This window comes from Pedobacter sp. Leaf194 (assembly GCF_001423945.1).
Taxonomy (GTDB): domain Bacteria; phylum Bacteroidota; class Bacteroidia; order Sphingobacteriales; family Sphingobacteriaceae; genus Pedobacter.
This window is the reverse complement of the sequence record NZ_LMPU01000015.1, coordinates 96,172-112,224: the sequence shown is the minus strand read 5'-3', so window position 1 is coordinate 112,224 and position 16,053 is coordinate 96,172. Positions and strand designations below refer to the sequence as shown.

The window sequence follows — 16,053 nt, the reverse complement described above, 5'->3', positions numbered from 1 at the left end:
GAATCGCCCTCTAAATGTTCTTTAACAACTTCGACTTTAAAAGCCGCATCATACTTCTTGTTCATAAAAATGCCCCCAATAAGTGTCTAACTTTTTGGGGGCAGTGTAAAATCACCGGCCTTTTGTTTTAATTATCATTCAGCAACTTTGATTCAAAGATATTTTGCTTTACGTACTCAACAAATGATTCCTTAAATTTATTGGCCAGCGGAATTGAAACACCTCCAGCCAAAACAATCTGATCGCCTAAAAAGCTTTTTATGTGTAGTTTGGAGATTATTGCATTCGAATTTACTTGAATAAAAGCAGGGTGGTTTCGCAATAAGCCAAGAAGCTTATCAAAGTTTAATTTGAAACTCATGTAGTTGCGGGTGAGCGTTCTGAAATAAATCATCTCATTAATTTGCTCCAAAGCAACTAAATCATCAAACTCAATCTTAATTAAATCTTCTGGCCCATCTTTAAGGGGAATAAGAAAGAAATCGTCTTCAACTACACCTGTAACTGATTTCTCGTTAGGGTATAGGTTATTAATCGTTTCGGCAAAGTGGAGCATCGTGTATGGTTTCAGCAGGTAAGCATCTGCCGCAACATTAAAGGCATCCAAAGCATATCTTGGATGAGCAGTAGTAAATATTAAGTGTTTGGTTTTTTGTCTTAATAAGGATGCAAGTTCTATGCCCGAAAGGGTTGGCATTTCGATATCCATAAATATAATGTCGACTTTATCCTCAACGGAAATATCAGTAAGTGCCTTTATTGGGTCAGTAAAACTTTTTACCATTTGCAAATCTGGCAAATTCTTTAAATAAGAATTCAGGTTCTCGAGAGAATTGAAATCGTCATCTATTGCAATACAATTAATCGGCATGGTTATTATCGGATTTGAGATTTTAATTTAAATTTTTTTCAAAATAAAGGATCAATTTATCAACATCGGGCGCTATCTAAACAGACTTTAGTCAATTTGTGTATGCAGACAATAAGTTAAGGCTAATTTAAGGATTTTCTTTCTAAACTTTTCCAATATTTATGGTTATTTTTACATTAAAGTGTTCATTATCATTAAAATAGTGTTCCATTGTATAATCTTCTCCGTAGGTGTAAGCCAATCTCTTTCTAATATTTTCAAGTCCGGTTCCGGGGCGCTTATCTTTAAAACCTTTATTTTTTGTAGCATTTATCGTCTCGATTACCAGATGGTTTCCGTCTTTGTAGATCGTAATATTTGCATGTCTGGTCATATCGCCCAACGCTCCATGTTTAAATATGTTTTCCACAAGCGTTATCAAAATCATGGGAATTATTTTCGCAGCATTTATTTCATTTTCATAAGACAGCTGGATTTGCAAATTATGATTGCTTCGCAGCTGGTGCAGATTAATGAGATTTTCTACCTGCTCAATTTCATCTCCAAGCGTTATAAAATCTTCGCGATGGCTACTATCGGCTGCATACCGCATCATCCCGGAAAGCGCAACAATCGTTTCAGCTGCTAATGGCGAATTTTCTTTGGCATTTTGATAAATAAAATCGAGGGTATTAAAAAGTAAATGTGGCTGTATCTGCGCTCGCAAAAAGGCATTTTCAGATTTTTCCAGCTGAATAAGATTCTTCAGTCGCTGTTGCTCCAGTATCTCTGTCTTTTTGCGTTCGCTGATGAAAGTGATTAAAAAATAATAACCTGTGCCGAATATGATGAAGTAGACGGCTCTGAAAATTCCACCTAAAAAGAACGCCTTATCAAACTTTGGTTGTAACGCCCTGATAATGTGGAAGTTTTTATTTAAAACTGCATAGGCAAGGTACAGCACGAGCAAATAGGTAGCAATTTCAAGAAGCATAAAGAGCGGCATCTTCCAGAAAACGTGTTTTGGAGAAGCAAGTCCACGTTTTAATACCAGCAATGCATGTACATAAAATATCGTAATGTTTATCAGGTAATGGAATACGTAAGTACCGATAGAGGCAAATGTTCCGGTGTAAAGACCTACAATGATAATTTCGTAAAATAGAAACACCGCCCAACCTAAAATATGGTATTTGTATAGCTTTAGCCAGTTGAGAAATTGATGGGTTGGTGGAGAGTTCAGTCGTTGTTCGGAAATCATAGATGGAATAAAAAGCAGTTAAGAGCGTCCGGTTTTAATTGTCTTTCCCTTGATGAAAGCTAAAACCACATCACGATAATTACTGCCTAAGTTTACTGTTAGCTGGTTCTGCATTTTTACAGTGTTGCCATCAACTTTTTCTATGTGATTTTTCGAAATCAGGAAAGAACGATGAGCCTGGATAAAATTTGGAAAGTCTTTGAGAATTTCCTTAATTTCTGAGAGGCCAATGTACGATACGATAACTTCGTTCATTGTGTAAATCCTAACATAGTTTTGCAAACTTTCTACCGCCAGAATTGCTTCATAACGAACCTTTATCAGGTTATTATTGTCGTTTTTGTTTCTAATGAAGAAAAAATCTTCCTCACGTTTTACGGCAGAATGAATCTGGCTGGGCAGTTGAGGAAAAAGGCGGTTAATTGTTTCGGCAAACCTTGCGAAGGTATATGGTTTTAACAAATAAGCATTTGCATGCATTTCAAATGCTTCGTAAGCGTATTTGCTGTGCGATGTGGTGAAAACAAGCTTCGCTGTTTTATGGCGAACTGCTTTGGATAATTCAATACCGGAAATCATCGGCATGTCTACATCCATAAAAATGATGTCGACATCTGGTCCGGAAACGATTTCCGTTAGTGCCTGCAACGGATCTGTAAATACGTTTACCAAATGGAGATTTTTAAGCGTACCGATATAGGATTTGATGCCATTAAGTGCATGGATTTCATCATCAATAACTATACACTTCAATATCATATTTGGTAGCGGCTAAAACGGGTGCAAATTAGGTTAACAGTTCTAATTTATAAAAAAAAATCTCCTTGTAACGTTTTAGTTGTCTTTCGTAACGGAAACAGTAGCTTTTAGATAGAATTTATTCTCTTTTGTTACCGCAAAGTTATTTTACTACAAATATTGGCCTGCATTAATCTAAGAACTGATTCCTGGCTTGTTTAAAAACTTAATCGACTTTGTTTTGTTTAAGTTTTAATTGATATATTTAAACAAAAATGCTTTATTCTATAGCAGACCTTGAGCAGCTTTCAGGAATTCAATCTCACACAATCCGGATTTGGGAACGCAGGTATAATGCATTAAAACCAATGCGGACGTTGGGAAATACCCGCCTTTACGATGATTTCCAGTTGAGGAAGTTACTTAATATTGCGAGTTTGAACCAGAGCGGACTAAAAATTTCAAAAATTTGCAGTCTTGCAAATAATGATATGGAACGCTTGCTGAATGAGCAGCTGAGCCTCGCTCCAGAACAGGCCAGGTTTGAATACTACGTTAGCCAATTGTTAAAGCTGGGTTTAGCCTACAATGAAATTGGATTCGACAAACTGCTCACAAACTGTATATCAAAGTTTGGAATTTTAGATGCCTATCGTGAAATCATTTACCCAATTTTAGTAAGGTTAGGGCTGATGTGGCGAAAAGACGATATTTGCCCGGCGCAGGAACATTTTCTAACCAACATCATTAAGAAAAAAATTTATGCTGCAATTGACAGGCTGCCTTTAAGTGAATCCGCAACAGAAACGTGGCTACTGTTTTTACCAGAAGATGAGGACCACGAAATTGGTTTGCTGTTTGCAAATTATTTGTTGAAAGCAGCGGGAAAAGGTGTTTTTTATTTAGGATCTAAAGTCCCGTTAAAGTCGGTTAAGATAGTTTTACAGGAAAATAGCATTAATAAGATTTTACTTTTCGTAACCAGGAGCAAGCCTAAGGCGCAGGCTCAAAAATATTTAGATAACCTGAGAGAAACTTGTTCACCAGCTGAAATATATTTAGCCGGCAACGATTATTTAATCAGGCAGCTCACGCTGGGAGATACCGTTTCCCAAGTTAATTCGCTTGATGCGTTTGAAAAATTAATAGAAAATCAACCTATTGTATGAAAGATATATTCGACAAATTGTCTGCAGAATGCAGCAAAATAACAACGAAAAGGTATAGTACAAGCTTCTCGTTTGGAATATACTTTCTTAGTAAAAAATTGAGGCAGCCAATCTATTCCATTTACGGTTTTGTGCGCCTGGCCGATGAAATTGTAGATAGTTTTCATGATTTTGACAAAGAATATTTGCTCAGAAAATTTAAAGAAGATACCTACGAAGCAATTCAACTTGGAATTAGTTTAAATCCGGTACTAAATTCCTTTCAACGGGTAGTTAATGAGTTTCAGATTGATCATCGGCTCATCGAACTGTTTTTGAACAGTATGGAGATGGATTTGGTTGAAAAAGCGTATACTCCCGAGTTGTATGATACCTACATCCTTGGCTCGGCAGAGGTTGTGGGCTTAATGTGTTTAAACGTGTTTACAAATGGCGATGAGGCAGAGTATGAAAGACTAAAACCATTTGCAATGAAGTTAGGTTCAGCGTTTCAAAAGGTAAATTTTTTGCGGGATTTGAAAGCCGACAGTCAATCGCTTAACAGAAGCTATTTTCCTAACGTAAATTTGGCAGCATTTTGCGACAGGCAAAAAAAGGAAATAGAAGCAGACATTGAACAGGAATTTGAGCAAGCGCTTTTGGGCATTAAAATGTTGCCGTACTCATCTCGAAATGGCGTTTACTTATCCTATATCTATTACAGAAAGCTATTTACGAAAATTAAGGGTTTAACAGCTGACAGGATTATGACGGAAAGAATAAGAATATCAAACCATAGAAAAATTGCCTTAATGTTCGATTCGATGATAAGACATAAACTTAACGCCATATAATTATTTTACCTTTGCATTTATTCATCCTTAAAGACTTTTCGTAAACAATGATTGAACAAGTTATTCTTGTGGATAGGAGCGATACGGCCATAGGGCAGATGGAGAAGATGGAAGCTCATGAGAAAGGCTTGCTACATCGGGCGTTTTCGGTTTTTATTTTTAACTCAAAAAGAGAACTGCTTTTGCAGCAACGGGCAGCCCACAAATACCATTCTGCGGGGTTGTGGACGAACACTTGCTGCAGTCACCCGCGTCCTGGAGAATTAAACGAAGCTGCAGCAATGCGACGCCTCAGCGAAGAGATGGGCATGGAATGTGCTTTAAGTTACGGATTTAACTTTACTTATAAAGCGACATTCAACGATGGTTTAATCGAACACGAATTAGATCATGTTTTCTTTGGAATTTCAGATGACAGTCCGGTGATCAATACCGAGGAAGTGGAATCTTACAAATATGTAGACCTCGATTTCCTTTTGGAAGATGTGCAGCGCAACCCTGATAAGTACACTCCATGGCTTAAGATATGTTTAGAACGCGTTATTGAGGTCGTGAAAGTGGACTAAAAAAAAACGGGCATACAACTTTCGTCGTATACCCGCATCTAAATTAACGCTCTCAAGAGCAAATATAGATCTACTTATTCAAAAACCAAATTTTTTAAAAATTTCTTTACTTTTTACTGATTAACGGCCCAATCAATATCGTTTCTGACAACCATCGCAATAATGGGTTTGCCTTTGAGATTTACCCATTAGTGATTTTTGTATCGGATGACCCAACGGGCATTCTTTTTTTGAATACACGAGCCAATGTTTCTTTAAAGTTCCCGCTTTCTTTTGTTCCAAAAACTCGTAGCCATAAACACTTACTTGTTTTACCAGTAATTTTAGCTTTGCCAGCGGGATATTTTTAATCTCACTCAGAGGATGAATTTTTGAACGATATAGCACCTCGTTCTTGATAATATTACCGACTCCGGAAAATATTGTTTGGTTTAGTAATTCATCGCAAATAAGCTCGTCAGGAAGTTCTTTGAGTTTTTTTATTGCCTTTGCGGGTTTCCATTCACTGGCCATAATATCTGCCGAGAAATCATATGTCTTTTTAATGTCGCCGGCAATTAGCCTGATGTCGCAGGTATAAAAATTAACCTGATGATTTTTAAACGTTAAACCCAGTTTTAGAGGAGTGGATTTTTCGTCGTCAAAAAGGTAGGTGCCAAACATCAGCAGATGGATTCGGATTGTAAATTTGTCGAAAATAATTAGGAAATGTTTTCCCCAGGATTTAAAGTCTTTAACCTTTTTGTGGAGAAGCAAATCTTTATCTATGGTTTTTACATTACCGGAAACTTCCAAAATTTCCTGACCTTTCAAATGAAGTGTTTCGATGTGTTCCCTTAAAATTACTATTGATGGACCTTCTGGCATGTTAGATTTCTTCTATTTTTTCGAATCGATACTGCTCTTTAATGTTATAGTTAAAATACCTTCCTTTCGAACCAGCTGCCTTCAGCATTTCAAACACCTTTTTTGGAACCTTTTTGTAGCTGTAAACCAATCCTGTAACGAAAATTATTGTTAATGATTTCGATTTTTCATCATAGCTAAAGTTTTTTATAACTGTAGATGGCATAACAAAATCAATTATTTTTTAACTCTGATTCCTCTTTTTGTGCCCTGATTTTTTCTTTCTTTAAATCAATTCTGATTAGATTATAAAGGCTCATGTAGATGTTTGCAATCCAAACTATCGAAAAGCCAGCAATGATATATCCTCGCCAATCCGGATAAACCAACGTGTATTTTGTTGCAATTAAAAGAAGAATTGTTACGTAATGACTAAAACAATATTCGCAGGTAAACACGTAGAAAAACTTTCGCTTAATAAGCTTATCGCAATTTTTCGATCGGCCAATACAAAATTCCCGTGCTTCACGAAAAATCTCCTCTTTGGTAACAGTCCAGGCAACGCATGCTACAGGTAGTGCCAAGATAAATAAATAATATATAGGTGTGTTCATTAAATTTATTGATGGATATATTTAAAACCGATAAACCGGCTAAAGGTTTTTTGAGGTTGTTGCTGAAGCATATAAATTGGGAGCCGTTAGCGTTTCGAAACTTTTTTCTTCAGTGCTTGTTTAATAAAAAATCAAAATATAATGGAACGAGCAGAAATAAAATCTTTACTTGAGGTTATTGAACAGCAAGTTAGTTCTTCGATTCTTGGTGGAATGGACGAACAATACGAAGAACTTGAAAATTTAGGTTACATTAAAATAGACCGGGAGGCCGTTCAATGGTCTTCATCAATTACGCCTGCAGGCATGAATTTTTTGCATAACTACGAATCTTTTTAAATCTCCTGTTAACCTGGCGATTTATTTTTGATGTTGTTTGAACTCGAAATATGTCGCCTTGTTATTTTCGACCAACTCGCTGATATTCCGTTTTTTATTGGGTTTATCACCACGTGTTGACACTCCAGAACATTCCTCATCTGTTCGCAGTAAATTATATGCTGTAATTCTCTTAAGTTTGCACTTATAATTTATGAACAATATTCAGCTTAGAACAGTTAACGTAACCCGCTACGTTACGCCCTTAAGAGAAGGTGGCTCAATGCCTGCCATTGCGGAAGCCGACGACGGATTTCTGTATGTATTGAAGTTTCGCGGGGCGGGGCAGGGTGCCCGTGCGTTGATCGCTGAATTAATTGGAGGCGAAGTTGCCCGGATTTTGGGCTTAAAAGTGCCTGAACTAGTTTTTGCAGATTTGGATGAAGCATTTGGAAGAACTGAGCCAGATGAAGAAATACAGGATTTGTTAAAGGCAAGTGTGGGCCTAAATTTGGCGCTGCATTATCTGTCTGGTGCCATAACTTTCGATGCGACAGTTACAAAAATCGATTCAAAATTAGCATCTCAGATTGTCTGGTTAGATTGTTTTCTAACCAATATGGATAGAACATGCCGCAATACCAATATGTTAGTGTGGCACAAAGAGTTATGGCTTATAGATCATGGTGCATCATTATATTTCCATCATTCATGGCAAAACTGGGAAGAGCAAGCCAGGCGTCCATTTGCCTTAATTAAAGATCACGTATTATTACCCTGGGCGGCCGATTTAGAAGAAGTTGATCGAGAGTTCAGGTCGCTGCTAAAGCCCGAACACATTCAATCGATAGTGTCGCTAATACCTGATGTTTGGCTGGAAGGAGAAAATGTTTTTGCAACAAAAGAAGAACATCGGCAGGCATATACAAAGTTTTTGGAAATCAGATTGGCGCATTCAGACATATTCTTAAAAGAGGCACAGCATGCAAGAGAAACACTTATTTGAGTATGCTGTAATTCGTGTTATGCCTAGGGTAGAACGCGAAGAATTTATTAATGTCGGAATTGTATTGTATTGTGCTAAACAGAAATTTCTTAAAAGTATTTTCTTTCTTGATGTAGACAGGATTTCTGCGTTTTCGCCGGGTTTGGATATCGCCGAGATTGAAGAAAATTTACTGGCTTTTGAGCGGATTAGTTTAGGGGCAAGCGGTTCAGGCACCATTGGTAGCTATGACAACGCATCCCGTTTTCGTTGGCTAACTGCAACCCGAAGTACCATTGTACAATGTTCTAAGGTTCACCCCGGACTTTGTGTTGATGCTGAAGAAACCCTTCTAAAACTCCACCAACAATTGGTGTTGTAACTATTTTTAATATCTAAATCCTCATCATTGCCTACAGATTATTTTAAATCACTTCTGGAACTCCTCGAGATAGAGAGAAAGGCTGATCATCAGTTATATCTTAAATCGACCGAGAATACAGCTGCTGCCGAAAGGCGAACTTTGGGTTTAACCTGGTATCCGGTAGCCATCCGCAATACCGAAATGGGTTTGGGCGATTACCTTACCATCGAAGTGGACCGGACAACCCATCAGGATTTATCACAGCAATTTCGATTCGGCTCTGCCGTTGAACTCTTTTCCAATCATGATGCCAAATCAGCTAGAGTAGGTGGAACAATAACCCACCTCAATCGGGATAAAATGAAAATCAATTTACGGCTTGATGAGCTTCCGGATTGGACGCGGGATGGTAAACTTGGCGTAGATTTGCTTTTTGATAACAACAGTTACGATGAGATGCAAAATGCCCTCAAACAAGCAACTTTACTGGCAGATGATAACGCTAAAACCCGGTTGATAAGCGTCTTAACAACTAATGAAAAGCCGCTATTTGATGAGGATCGGCAACGTTACAAGGCTGCTAGTTTAAACTTATCACAAGAGGAAGCTGTAAACAAAATACTATCCGCAAGAGATTTAGCCATTGTACACGGCCCTCCGGGCACCGGGAAAACAACAACCTTGGTACAGGCTATTAAAGCCTTAACCAAACAGGAAAATGAGAAAATACTGGTTGTTGCGCCAAGTAACACTGCTGTGGATTTACTTACGGAAAAGTTATCAGAACAAGGGCTAAATGTAATCCGCGTGGGCAATCCCGCAAGTGTATCTGAAAACTTAATTCATGCAACGCTTGATTATAAGATGGCCGAACATCCGGAAATGAAAGCCATTAAAGCATTAAAGAAGCAGGCGAATGAGTACAAAAATATGGCTCATAAATACAAACGAAGTTTTGGAAAAGCCGAAAGAGAACAGCGAAAGGCATTGTTTAATGAAGCGCATAAAATTGGACGCGAAATAGAAAATTCAGAGAAATACATTATAGATAACCTGTTCAACAATGCCCAAATTATCACAGCTACGCTTGTTGGTTCTAATCATTATACCGTTAAAAATTTAAAATACAAAACTGTAATTATAGATGAAGCTGGTCAAGCGCTTGAACCGGCGTGCTGGATTCCAATATTAAAGGCTGAAAAAGTAATTTTTGCCGGCGATCACTTTCAATTGTCTCCAACCATTAAATCAAACGAAGCTGCCAAAAGAGGTCTTAACAAAACCTTGCTTGAAAAGTTGGTTTCATTGCATCCGGAAAGCGTGGTTTTGTTAAATGAGCAGTATAGAATGAATAGCAAAATTATGGGTTATTCATCTGAAATATTTTATCAGAACAAACTAACCGCTAATGCGTTGGTTGCTAACAGAATTTTGTTCGATAATGATGAGCCACTAATGTTTATCGACACCTCGGGTTGTGGTTTCGATGAGAAAGCCGACGGCAGCAGCACTACAAATCCTGATGAAGCGGCCTTTCTGCTACAGCATCTAGCGGGCTTAACCGAACAAATTAAGGGGCTGCAGCCAGTTGATTTTCCTTCAGTCGCTGTCATTTCGCCATACAAACAACAGGTACATCTACTCAAAGAAATGATTTTGTCGAATCCGGTTTTGATGGCGCATTCGAATAAAATTTCCATTAATACGATCGACAGCTTCCAGGGCCAGGAGCGTGATGTGGTTTATATCAGTTTAACCAGAAGTAACACAGAAGGTATAATCGGGTTTCTGTCGGATGTAAGGAGAATGAATGTGGCGATGACCAGGGCCAGAAAAAAACTTGTGGTAATTGGTGATGGCTCAACGCTTTCTAGGTCAGTGTTTTATAATGATTTTATGAAGTACTGTGAAAACCTAAACGCCTACCATAGCGCATGGGAATTTTTAGAAATTTGACGCACCACAAGCAAAAACCTAAACCTTTAGTGAATTAAAATTGTTACATTTGGACTGTCATCTCTAAATTTCATTCATTATAAATTTTGCCAAGTCCGGGTTCGGTAGGCTATAGTGATTTTTGCAAATTGCGATGGCTGCATACATTGAACAACGCGACGCAATCACTTAATGAAAAAGAACCTTAAAATTTTAATTGCTGACGATAGCGAATTGATGCAATTAGTAATGCGGGGATTTTTCACAAAACATCTTGCCAACGCTTCTTTAAAACAGACTTCCAATTTAAATGATACTTATTTTGAGTTAAGTCAGCAGCATTTCGATTTACTGTTACTCGATATAAATATGCCAAATGGCGATAGTACTCCACAAACGGTCATCGACATCAAATCAAAATATCCGGATTTAAAAGTGGTCATGTTCAGCGGCAACGACAGAGCAACTCTGGAAGAATCTTATCTGGATGCAGGCGCAATCGGTTTTATCCAGAAAGATGAGCAAATGAGTGTTTGTGCCAAAGAGATAATCGACAAGCATTTTAGCTAACTTTTTCCGGCTTTCTTTCTTCCAGTTTTGATGATATTGAAGCACCTGCAATAAGTAGTTCATTCGTTATAGTTTTCGTATACTCCGTAATTTCAGCTTTGAAATCTTTAACAGATGCCCCGGTTCTAATCTCTTCCAAACGTTTTTCCCACTGCCCGGTAAGTTCAGCCTGAGCAATTTGTTTGTCTTTAACCACTTCATAAACGGCGAGGCCTTTATTGGTAGGAACAAGGTTTCGTTTCTCTCTGGTTATATATTCTCTCGTAATTAATGTTTCAATTATCGATGCACGGGTTGCAGGCGTTCCCAAGCCGCTATCTTTCATTGCGTAACGCAATTCCTCATCTTCAATCTCTTTACCCGACGTTTCTAGTGCTTTTAGCAAGGAAGCCTCGTTATACATCGCCTTTGGCTTAGTTTGTTTTTCGAGCAAAGCTTTTTCGATAATGGGCAGCTGCTCGCCAACTGAAACCTTTGGCAAGGCGGCATTATCCTCATCTTTCTTATCGTCTTCGGTTTCATTAAAAACAGAACGCCAGCCGGCAGAGCGGATTACCGTACCATTTGCAACAAATGAGGTAGCAGACAAAATGGTAATTTTAGTTAATTCTTTTAAACATTCCTGATGAAAAGCCTCAATCATTCTTCCAACCACCATGTCGTAAACTGCTTGTTTATCGCCGCTAAGGCCATAAGCTTGTTCACCGGTGGGCAGCAACGCATGGTGGTCGGTTACTTTTTTTGCATTTACGCTGCGCTTATTTAAGCTTACAGTTTGAAGAAATTGAGCTTGCTTTCCAAAATCCGGATGATTTGTAAACTTCTCAATCAAAGCCGGAACTCCCGCAAATACATCATCACCGATGTAGCGGCTGCCCGTACGCGGGTAAGAAACTAATTTACTTTCGTAAAGATTCTGGAGAATATTCAATGTTTGGTCGGCAGTAAAGCCTTTCTTTTTATTTGCCTCCTGTTGTAAAGAACTTAAATCATGCAATAGTGGTGGCGGTTCTTTTCGGGGTTTAGCTTCAACGGCCGTTATATTGCCTCCGTTTGCAAAACCAGATGGCACATCTTCTACAAGTCTGAAAATTGCCTCAACTTCTTCTTTATTTTTGAAATTAGCTACAGAGATGGCCTTAAATACTTGTTCATCTTTGCTAAGTAGAATACTGATTTGAAAATACGTTTGTGGTACGAAATTTTTTATTTCCAGGAAACGGGCACAAATCATTGCCAATGTTGGTGTTTGCACCCGGCCAAGCGACAGCACCGTACGGTTTCCTGCAGAAATGCTTAGCGCCTGGGTTGCATTCATGCCCACAAGCCAGTCAGACTCGGAGCGGCAATGTGCCGAATTAAATAGTGAGTCATAATCCGTTCCTGGTTTTAAATTTCTAAAACCGTCCTTTATGGCCTCATCAGTTTGTGATGAAATCCACAGTCTTTTAAAAGGTTTTTTACACTTCAGATAATAGTAAATATACCTGAAAATTAGTTCGCCCTCACGTCCGGCATCTGTTGCAACGATAATTTCCGTCGCTTCGTCAAAAAGTCTTTTTATGGTATCGAGTTGTTTCCTAACCGCCGGATCTTCTGCAAAGCCGTCTTTTGTTTTTATTTTTCTAACGGCTAGCTTAAACTTTGCTGGCAGCATTGGCAAATGTTGCTTACGCCAGCCAATAAAGCCATAATCCTGGGGCGGGGCTAATTGTAGAAGATGGCCAAATGCCCAGGTAAATGAATATCCTTTGCCTTCAATGTATCCGTCTTTTCTAGTTGTTGCGCCGAAAACCTTTGCAAGCTCCCGACCAACAGATGGCTTCTCTGCAATTACAATCTTCATCAATTGGTTAAGTTATTCCAACCTCAAAGATGCTTAAAATTATGTTGGCTCGGTACAGAATTTTATTCACAATCGTTTCCAAACGGGCAGGATTCCACATTTTAAACTAAACCCTTGATTCTCCGAAACCTGCAAACTCAACTTATTCTACAGGCAATTTTATGATGCGATTTTGTAAACAAATGCTAACAATTTGGTAATTTATCTGTCTAAGCTATAACAAGGTTAGGGATGGATAAAATTTACGATTTCGAAAAATGTAGGATTAGAGTTTGCATTAACAAAGGGCTCATTCGTATTTACAGCGATAAGGGATTGTGGCGTTACCTTGATGGCGAGCCTGCACCCAAAACGATGGAGCTGGTTAAAATAATTAAAGCTGACTATAAAAATGAGTTTGGAAACGGCATAAAAATTTCTAATAGTTCTTTAATGGTAGAAATCTGGGCACATGTTTACAGCGATTACATTGGTCTTCTCCTACAAAGGCGATTGAAATTCCCCTGGATACAAAAATTACTGCAGAAAGGGATTGAGCGGGCTGAGATAATCGATTGCGGGGAAAAAGAATTAGACACAAATCGCTGGGTATGGGATTTCCTCTCGCATTTTAATTCCATCATTTCGATATTTTTACCGGGGAATATTGGTAAATCAAACTTGAAAGGCTAATCCATATTCGCAGCTAAAACTTCGGTTTCATTGAGCGCCACGCTTGCAGCCAGGCTTTCATTCAAATAATTTGACGTGTAAGGTTGAGCAGAGTTATTTATAAATAAAACTGTTTTGTCTGCGATGGTATTAATAACTCGATTGGCAAGTTTAGCAGGCACGGCAGGGCAGCCCTGGCTTCTGCCTAATCTTCCAAGTTTGTTGATGCTTTCCTGGCAAACGTAATCGGCGCCATGAACAACGATTGACCGCTCGCGGGCGTTGTCATTGAAACCATAGTCCATGCCATCCAATTTAAGCGAACGACCATGCTTGCCAAAATAAATTTCTCCCGTTAAGTAAAAACCGAGACTGCTCGAATTCGAATTTATCGCATTTGAAAAATAATCCGGTTTATCGCCACCGCTGTTCTGGCCATGGGCAACCCAGGTATTTAATATTAATTCTTTCTTATCTAAATCGATAATATACAGTCGTTTTTTACGGCTTTCCTGGTCAAAATCGGCAATTGTCAATATCGATTTCATTTGTAGAAAACGCTGCGCTTTGATGTTGTAGAAGCCGGTGAGCGCTTTTTCGAAAACGCTGATGTTTAAACCTGCCGAATCCAGATGCACGGCATGATAGAGACTGGTAATGTAACTGTTGTAAACGCTATCCCTGGATAGACTAGTAACTTGTTTTACAGTAGTTTGTTTTTTAAATGGCTGCTCCACCGCTTTCCAACTCGTTCCGACAATGATGATACCCAGCAAACAGGTAGCAACAAGGCCCATTATTTTTTTATTCATTCAGAGATTTTTGTATAACCTGATTATCATACGCTCTGATTTCCAGATTATTGTAACGATGGGGATACACGCGTGATATTTAGAAATGTAAATGACATTGAGATGATTAAATGATTGCGGTTAGAGCTTGGTGGAATGGTTTTGTCCAAACAATCGTCATTTATCGCTAACAAACGAAGGCTTTAAATGTTACTCCATCACATCCTTCGAAATGAAAATATTACTGACAGGTGCAAACGGGTATATTGGAACCCGATTGCTGCCGCTTTTACTGGAAGAAAAACATGAAATTGTTTGTTTGGTGCGCGATAAGAGGCGCTTCGCCATGCAATCTGATTTGAGTGAGCAGGTCACAATTATAAGTGGAGACTTGTTAGAACAAGAAAGTCTTTCAGAAATTCCAAATGATATCGATGCGGCTTACTATTTGGTTCACTCGATGTCATCAAGCGGTTCTGAATTCGACGAGATGGAACGTAAATCTTCAGAAAATTTCTCATTGGCAATTGGTAAAACAAATTGCAAACAGATTATTTACCTCACCGGAATTGCTAATGATGAACATTTATCGAAGCATCTTGGCTCCAGGTTGGCCGTTGAAAAGGAGCTCAAATCATCTGGAGTGGGTTGCACTATTTTAAGGGCCGCGATAATTATAGGCTCAGGAAGTGCATCATTCGAAATCATCCGCGACTTGACAGAGAAAATTCCGGTTATGGTTACGCCGAAGTGGGTGAACACTAGGTGTCAGCCAATTGGAATTCGCGATGTTTTGGCCTATCTAATTGGTGTTCTGCATAACGAAAAGGCATATAATCAGACTTTTGACATAGGCGGACCGGATATTCTTACCTATAAAGAAATGATGTTTGGCTACGCTAAGGAACGTGGTTTAAAGCGTTGGATTTTTACCGTACCAGTTTTAACGCCCAGACTTTCGTCTTTATGGCTTAACATGATTACGCCAGTTCCATATTCTTTAGCAAGAAGCTTGGTAGATAGCATGAAAAACGAGGTGATTTGTAAAGATGATAGAATTAAGACCGTTGTACCAAGAACATGCCTAACATATGCTGAATCGCTGCACCTCGCTTTCGAGAAAATCGACCAAAATTCAATTGTTTCAAGCTGGAAAGATGCCCTTAACCGCGGTTATCTGCAATCGAACTTTATGGATCAAATCAAAGTTCCACAAAATGGTACCTTGGAATATAAAGTAAGGATGCCTTTCGAGCGGAAAGCTGAAGAGGTTTTTGAAAATATTTGGAGCATTGGCGGTAACCGGGGCTGGTATTACATGGATTGGTTGTGGCATTTTAGAGGTTTTTTGGATAAGATGTTCGGTGGTGTCGGCACAAGAAGAGGGAGAACGAGTAATATCGATATCCAACCTGGCGACGTTCTGGATTTTTGGCGGGTTCTGCTGGCCGACAAAAACAGCAAAAGATTATTGCTGTATGCCGAAATGAAGGTACCAGGCGAAGCCTGGCTGGAATTGAAACTTGTCGATTTTCATGGTAAAGCCTTCCTCTCGCAGGTGGCAACATTTAGGCCGAAAGGGCTGTGGGGAAGGATGTACTGGTATGCCATGTGGCCTTTTCACATCGTCCTTTTCAAAGGCATGGCAAAAAAAATCACGACCTTCAAACCACCAGAAAAAAAACAAATCTAAATTGCTATTTTTGGTAACAAAAT

At 38.8% G+C, this 16,053-nt stretch carries 18 protein-coding genes; 10 read left to right on the top strand and 8 right to left on the bottom strand.

The window, feature by feature from the left end; genetic code table 11:
* Positions 1-127 precede the first annotated feature (127 nt).
* The 3 genes from ASG14_RS19970 to ASG14_RS19960 all read right to left on the bottom strand — a co-directional run bounded on the left by ASG14_RS19970 (position 128) and on the right by ASG14_RS19960 (position 2,870).
* Positions 128-871, bottom strand: coding sequence for a LytTR family DNA-binding domain-containing protein (locus ASG14_RS19970; protein ID WP_056872850.1), 744 nt, complete (start codon positions 869-871; stop codon positions 128-130).
* Positions 872-1,013: 142 nt separating this feature from the next.
* Positions 1,014-2,111 carry a sensor histidine kinase gene (locus ASG14_RS19965; protein WP_056872849.1) on the bottom strand — a complete coding sequence of 366 codons (1,098 nt, stop codon included), beginning with the start codon at positions 2,109-2,111 and terminating at the stop codon, positions 1,014-1,016.
* An 18-nt stretch (positions 2,112-2,129) separates the two neighbouring features.
* A complete protein-coding gene (locus tag ASG14_RS19960) occupies positions 2,130-2,870 on the bottom strand; it encodes a LytTR family DNA-binding domain-containing protein (RefSeq protein ID WP_056872848.1) in 741 nt (246 codons plus the stop codon).
* 254 nt (positions 2,871-3,124) lie between these two features.
* Between ASG14_RS19960 and ASG14_RS19955 the strand changes: the two genes are divergently transcribed.
* The 3 genes from ASG14_RS19955 to idi are packed head-to-tail and all read left to right on the top strand — an operon-like array spanning position 3,125 to position 5,417.
* Positions 3,125-4,018 (top strand): MerR family transcriptional regulator, encoded by an 894-nt coding sequence (locus tag ASG14_RS19955; RefSeq protein ID WP_056872847.1) that lies wholly within the window; start codon positions 3,125-3,127, stop codon positions 4,016-4,018.
* The gene (locus ASG14_RS19950; RefSeq protein ID WP_056872846.1) at positions 4,015-4,851 is read left to right on the top strand and encodes a phytoene/squalene synthase family protein; all 837 of its coding nucleotides are present in this window, start codon (positions 4,015-4,017) and stop codon (positions 4,849-4,851) included. Before ASG14_RS19955 ends, ASG14_RS19950 begins: the two co-directional genes overlap by 4 nt.
* Before the next feature lie 47 nt (positions 4,852-4,898).
* Positions 4,899-5,417, top strand: a complete 519-nt coding sequence (gene idi, locus ASG14_RS19945; RefSeq protein ID WP_056872845.1) for an isopentenyl-diphosphate Delta-isomerase — start codon at positions 4,899-4,901, stop codon at positions 5,415-5,417.
* Positions 5,418-5,549: 132 nt separating this feature from the next.
* Here the strand turns inward: idi and ASG14_RS19940 are convergent, their stop codons facing one another.
* The 3 genes from ASG14_RS19940 to ASG14_RS19930 are packed head-to-tail and all read right to left on the bottom strand — an operon-like array spanning position 5,550 to position 6,877.
* On the bottom strand, positions 5,550-6,284 hold the full coding sequence (locus ASG14_RS19940) for a DNA-formamidopyrimidine glycosylase family protein (RefSeq protein WP_056872844.1): 735 nt from the start codon (positions 6,282-6,284) through the stop codon (positions 5,550-5,552).
* A 1-nt stretch (position 6,285) separates the two neighbouring features.
* Positions 6,286-6,489: a KTSC domain-containing protein gene (locus tag ASG14_RS19935; protein WP_056872843.1), complete on the bottom strand. Its 204-nt coding sequence runs from the start codon at positions 6,487-6,489 to the stop codon at positions 6,286-6,288.
* A 7-nt stretch (positions 6,490-6,496) separates the two neighbouring features.
* The gene (locus ASG14_RS19930) at positions 6,497-6,877 is read right to left on the bottom strand and encodes a hypothetical protein (protein WP_056872842.1); all 381 of its coding nucleotides are present in this window, start codon (positions 6,875-6,877) and stop codon (positions 6,497-6,499) included.
* A gap of 141 nt (positions 6,878-7,018) precedes the next feature.
* On the opposite strand from ASG14_RS19930, the gene ASG14_RS19925 reads away from it, so the two are divergent.
* The 5 genes from ASG14_RS19925 to ASG14_RS19905 all read left to right on the top strand — a co-directional run bounded on the left by ASG14_RS19925 (position 7,019) and on the right by ASG14_RS19905 (position 11,049).
* Complete coding sequence (locus ASG14_RS19925; protein WP_056872841.1) at positions 7,019-7,216, top strand: hypothetical protein; 198 nt, start codon at positions 7,019-7,021, stop codon at positions 7,214-7,216.
* Between the two features lie 193 nt (positions 7,217-7,409).
* Positions 7,410-8,201, top strand: a complete 792-nt coding sequence (locus tag ASG14_RS19920) for a HipA family kinase (RefSeq protein WP_056872840.1) — start codon at positions 7,410-7,412, stop codon at positions 8,199-8,201.
* Positions 8,179-8,562 (top strand): DUF3037 domain-containing protein, encoded by a 384-nt coding sequence (locus ASG14_RS19915; protein ID WP_056872839.1) that lies wholly within the window; start codon positions 8,179-8,181, stop codon positions 8,560-8,562. Before ASG14_RS19920 ends, ASG14_RS19915 begins: the two co-directional genes overlap by 23 nt.
* 27 nt (positions 8,563-8,589) lie before the next feature.
* The gene (locus ASG14_RS19910; RefSeq protein ID WP_056872838.1) at positions 8,590-10,500 is read left to right on the top strand and encodes an AAA domain-containing protein; all 1,911 of its coding nucleotides are present in this window, start codon (positions 8,590-8,592) and stop codon (positions 10,498-10,500) included.
* 171 nt (positions 10,501-10,671) lie between these two features.
* The gene (locus tag ASG14_RS19905; protein WP_056872837.1) at positions 10,672-11,049 is read left to right on the top strand and encodes a response regulator; all 378 of its coding nucleotides are present in this window, start codon (positions 10,672-10,674) and stop codon (positions 11,047-11,049) included.
* On the opposite strand, the gene topB is transcribed toward ASG14_RS19905, so the two are convergent.
* Positions 11,042-12,895, bottom strand: coding sequence for a DNA topoisomerase III (topB, locus tag ASG14_RS19900; RefSeq protein ID WP_056872836.1), 1,854 nt, complete (start codon positions 12,893-12,895; stop codon positions 11,042-11,044). The genes ASG14_RS19905 and topB overlap by 8 nt on opposite strands.
* A 231-nt stretch (positions 12,896-13,126) precedes the next feature.
* Between topB and ASG14_RS19895 the strand changes: the two genes are divergently transcribed.
* On the top strand, positions 13,127-13,567 hold the full coding sequence (locus ASG14_RS19895; RefSeq protein ID WP_056872835.1) for a hypothetical protein: 441 nt from the start codon (positions 13,127-13,129) through the stop codon (positions 13,565-13,567).
* Here the strand turns inward: ASG14_RS19895 and ASG14_RS19890 are convergent.
* On the bottom strand, positions 13,564-14,358 hold the full coding sequence (locus tag ASG14_RS19890) for a murein L,D-transpeptidase catalytic domain family protein (RefSeq protein WP_056872834.1): 795 nt from the start codon (positions 14,356-14,358) through the stop codon (positions 13,564-13,566). The genes ASG14_RS19895 and ASG14_RS19890 overlap by 4 nt on opposite strands.
* A gap of 211 nt (positions 14,359-14,569) precedes the next feature.
* Here ASG14_RS19890 and ASG14_RS19885 point away from each other — a divergent pair, with 211 nt between their 5' ends.
* On the top strand, positions 14,570-16,030 hold the full coding sequence (locus tag ASG14_RS19885) for an SDR family oxidoreductase (RefSeq protein ID WP_056872833.1): 1,461 nt from the start codon (positions 14,570-14,572) through the stop codon (positions 16,028-16,030).
* The last annotated feature ends 23 nt before the right edge of the window (positions 16,031-16,053 follow it).

Coding starts and splice junctions, on each gene's coding strand:
- ASG14_RS19970 (WP_056872850.1), bottom strand. CDS start 871: ATGCCGATTAATTGTATTGCAATAGATGACGATTTCAATTCTCTCGAG.
- ASG14_RS19965 (WP_056872849.1), bottom strand. CDS start 2,111: ATGATTTCCGAACAACGACTGAACTCTCCACCAACCCATCAATTTCTC.
- ASG14_RS19960 (WP_056872848.1), bottom strand. CDS start 2,870: ATGATATTGAAGTGTATAGTTATTGATGATGAAATCCATGCACTTAAT.
- ASG14_RS19955 (WP_056872847.1), top strand. CDS start 3,125: ATGCTTTATTCTATAGCAGACCTTGAGCAGCTTTCAGGAATTCAATCT.
- ASG14_RS19950 (WP_056872846.1), top strand. CDS start 4,015: ATGAAAGATATATTCGACAAATTGTCTGCAGAATGCAGCAAAATAACA.
- idi (WP_056872845.1), top strand. CDS start 4,899: ATGATTGAACAAGTTATTCTTGTGGATAGGAGCGATACGGCCATAGGG.
- ASG14_RS19940 (WP_056872844.1), bottom strand. CDS start 6,284: ATGCCAGAAGGTCCATCAATAGTAATTTTAAGGGAACACATCGAAACA.
- ASG14_RS19935 (WP_056872843.1), bottom strand. CDS start 6,489: ATGCCATCTACAGTTATAAAAAACTTTAGCTATGATGAAAAATCGAAA.
- ASG14_RS19930 (WP_056872842.1), bottom strand. CDS start 6,877: ATGAACACACCTATATATTATTTATTTATCTTGGCACTACCTGTAGCA.
- ASG14_RS19925 (WP_056872841.1), top strand. CDS start 7,019: ATGGAACGAGCAGAAATAAAATCTTTACTTGAGGTTATTGAACAGCAA.
- ASG14_RS19920 (WP_056872840.1), top strand. CDS start 7,410: ATGAACAATATTCAGCTTAGAACAGTTAACGTAACCCGCTACGTTACG.
- ASG14_RS19915 (WP_056872839.1), top strand. CDS start 8,179: ATGCAAGAGAAACACTTATTTGAGTATGCTGTAATTCGTGTTATGCCT.
- ASG14_RS19905 (WP_056872837.1), top strand. CDS start 10,672: ATGAAAAAGAACCTTAAAATTTTAATTGCTGACGATAGCGAATTGATG.
- topB (WP_056872836.1), bottom strand. CDS start 12,895: ATGAAGATTGTAATTGCAGAGAAGCCATCTGTTGGTCGGGAGCTTGCA.
- ASG14_RS19895 (WP_056872835.1), top strand. CDS start 13,127: ATGGATAAAATTTACGATTTCGAAAAATGTAGGATTAGAGTTTGCATT.
- ASG14_RS19890 (WP_056872834.1), bottom strand. CDS start 14,358: ATGAATAAAAAAATAATGGGCCTTGTTGCTACCTGTTTGCTGGGTATC.
- ASG14_RS19885 (WP_056872833.1), top strand. CDS start 14,570: ATGAAAATATTACTGACAGGTGCAAACGGGTATATTGGAACCCGATTG.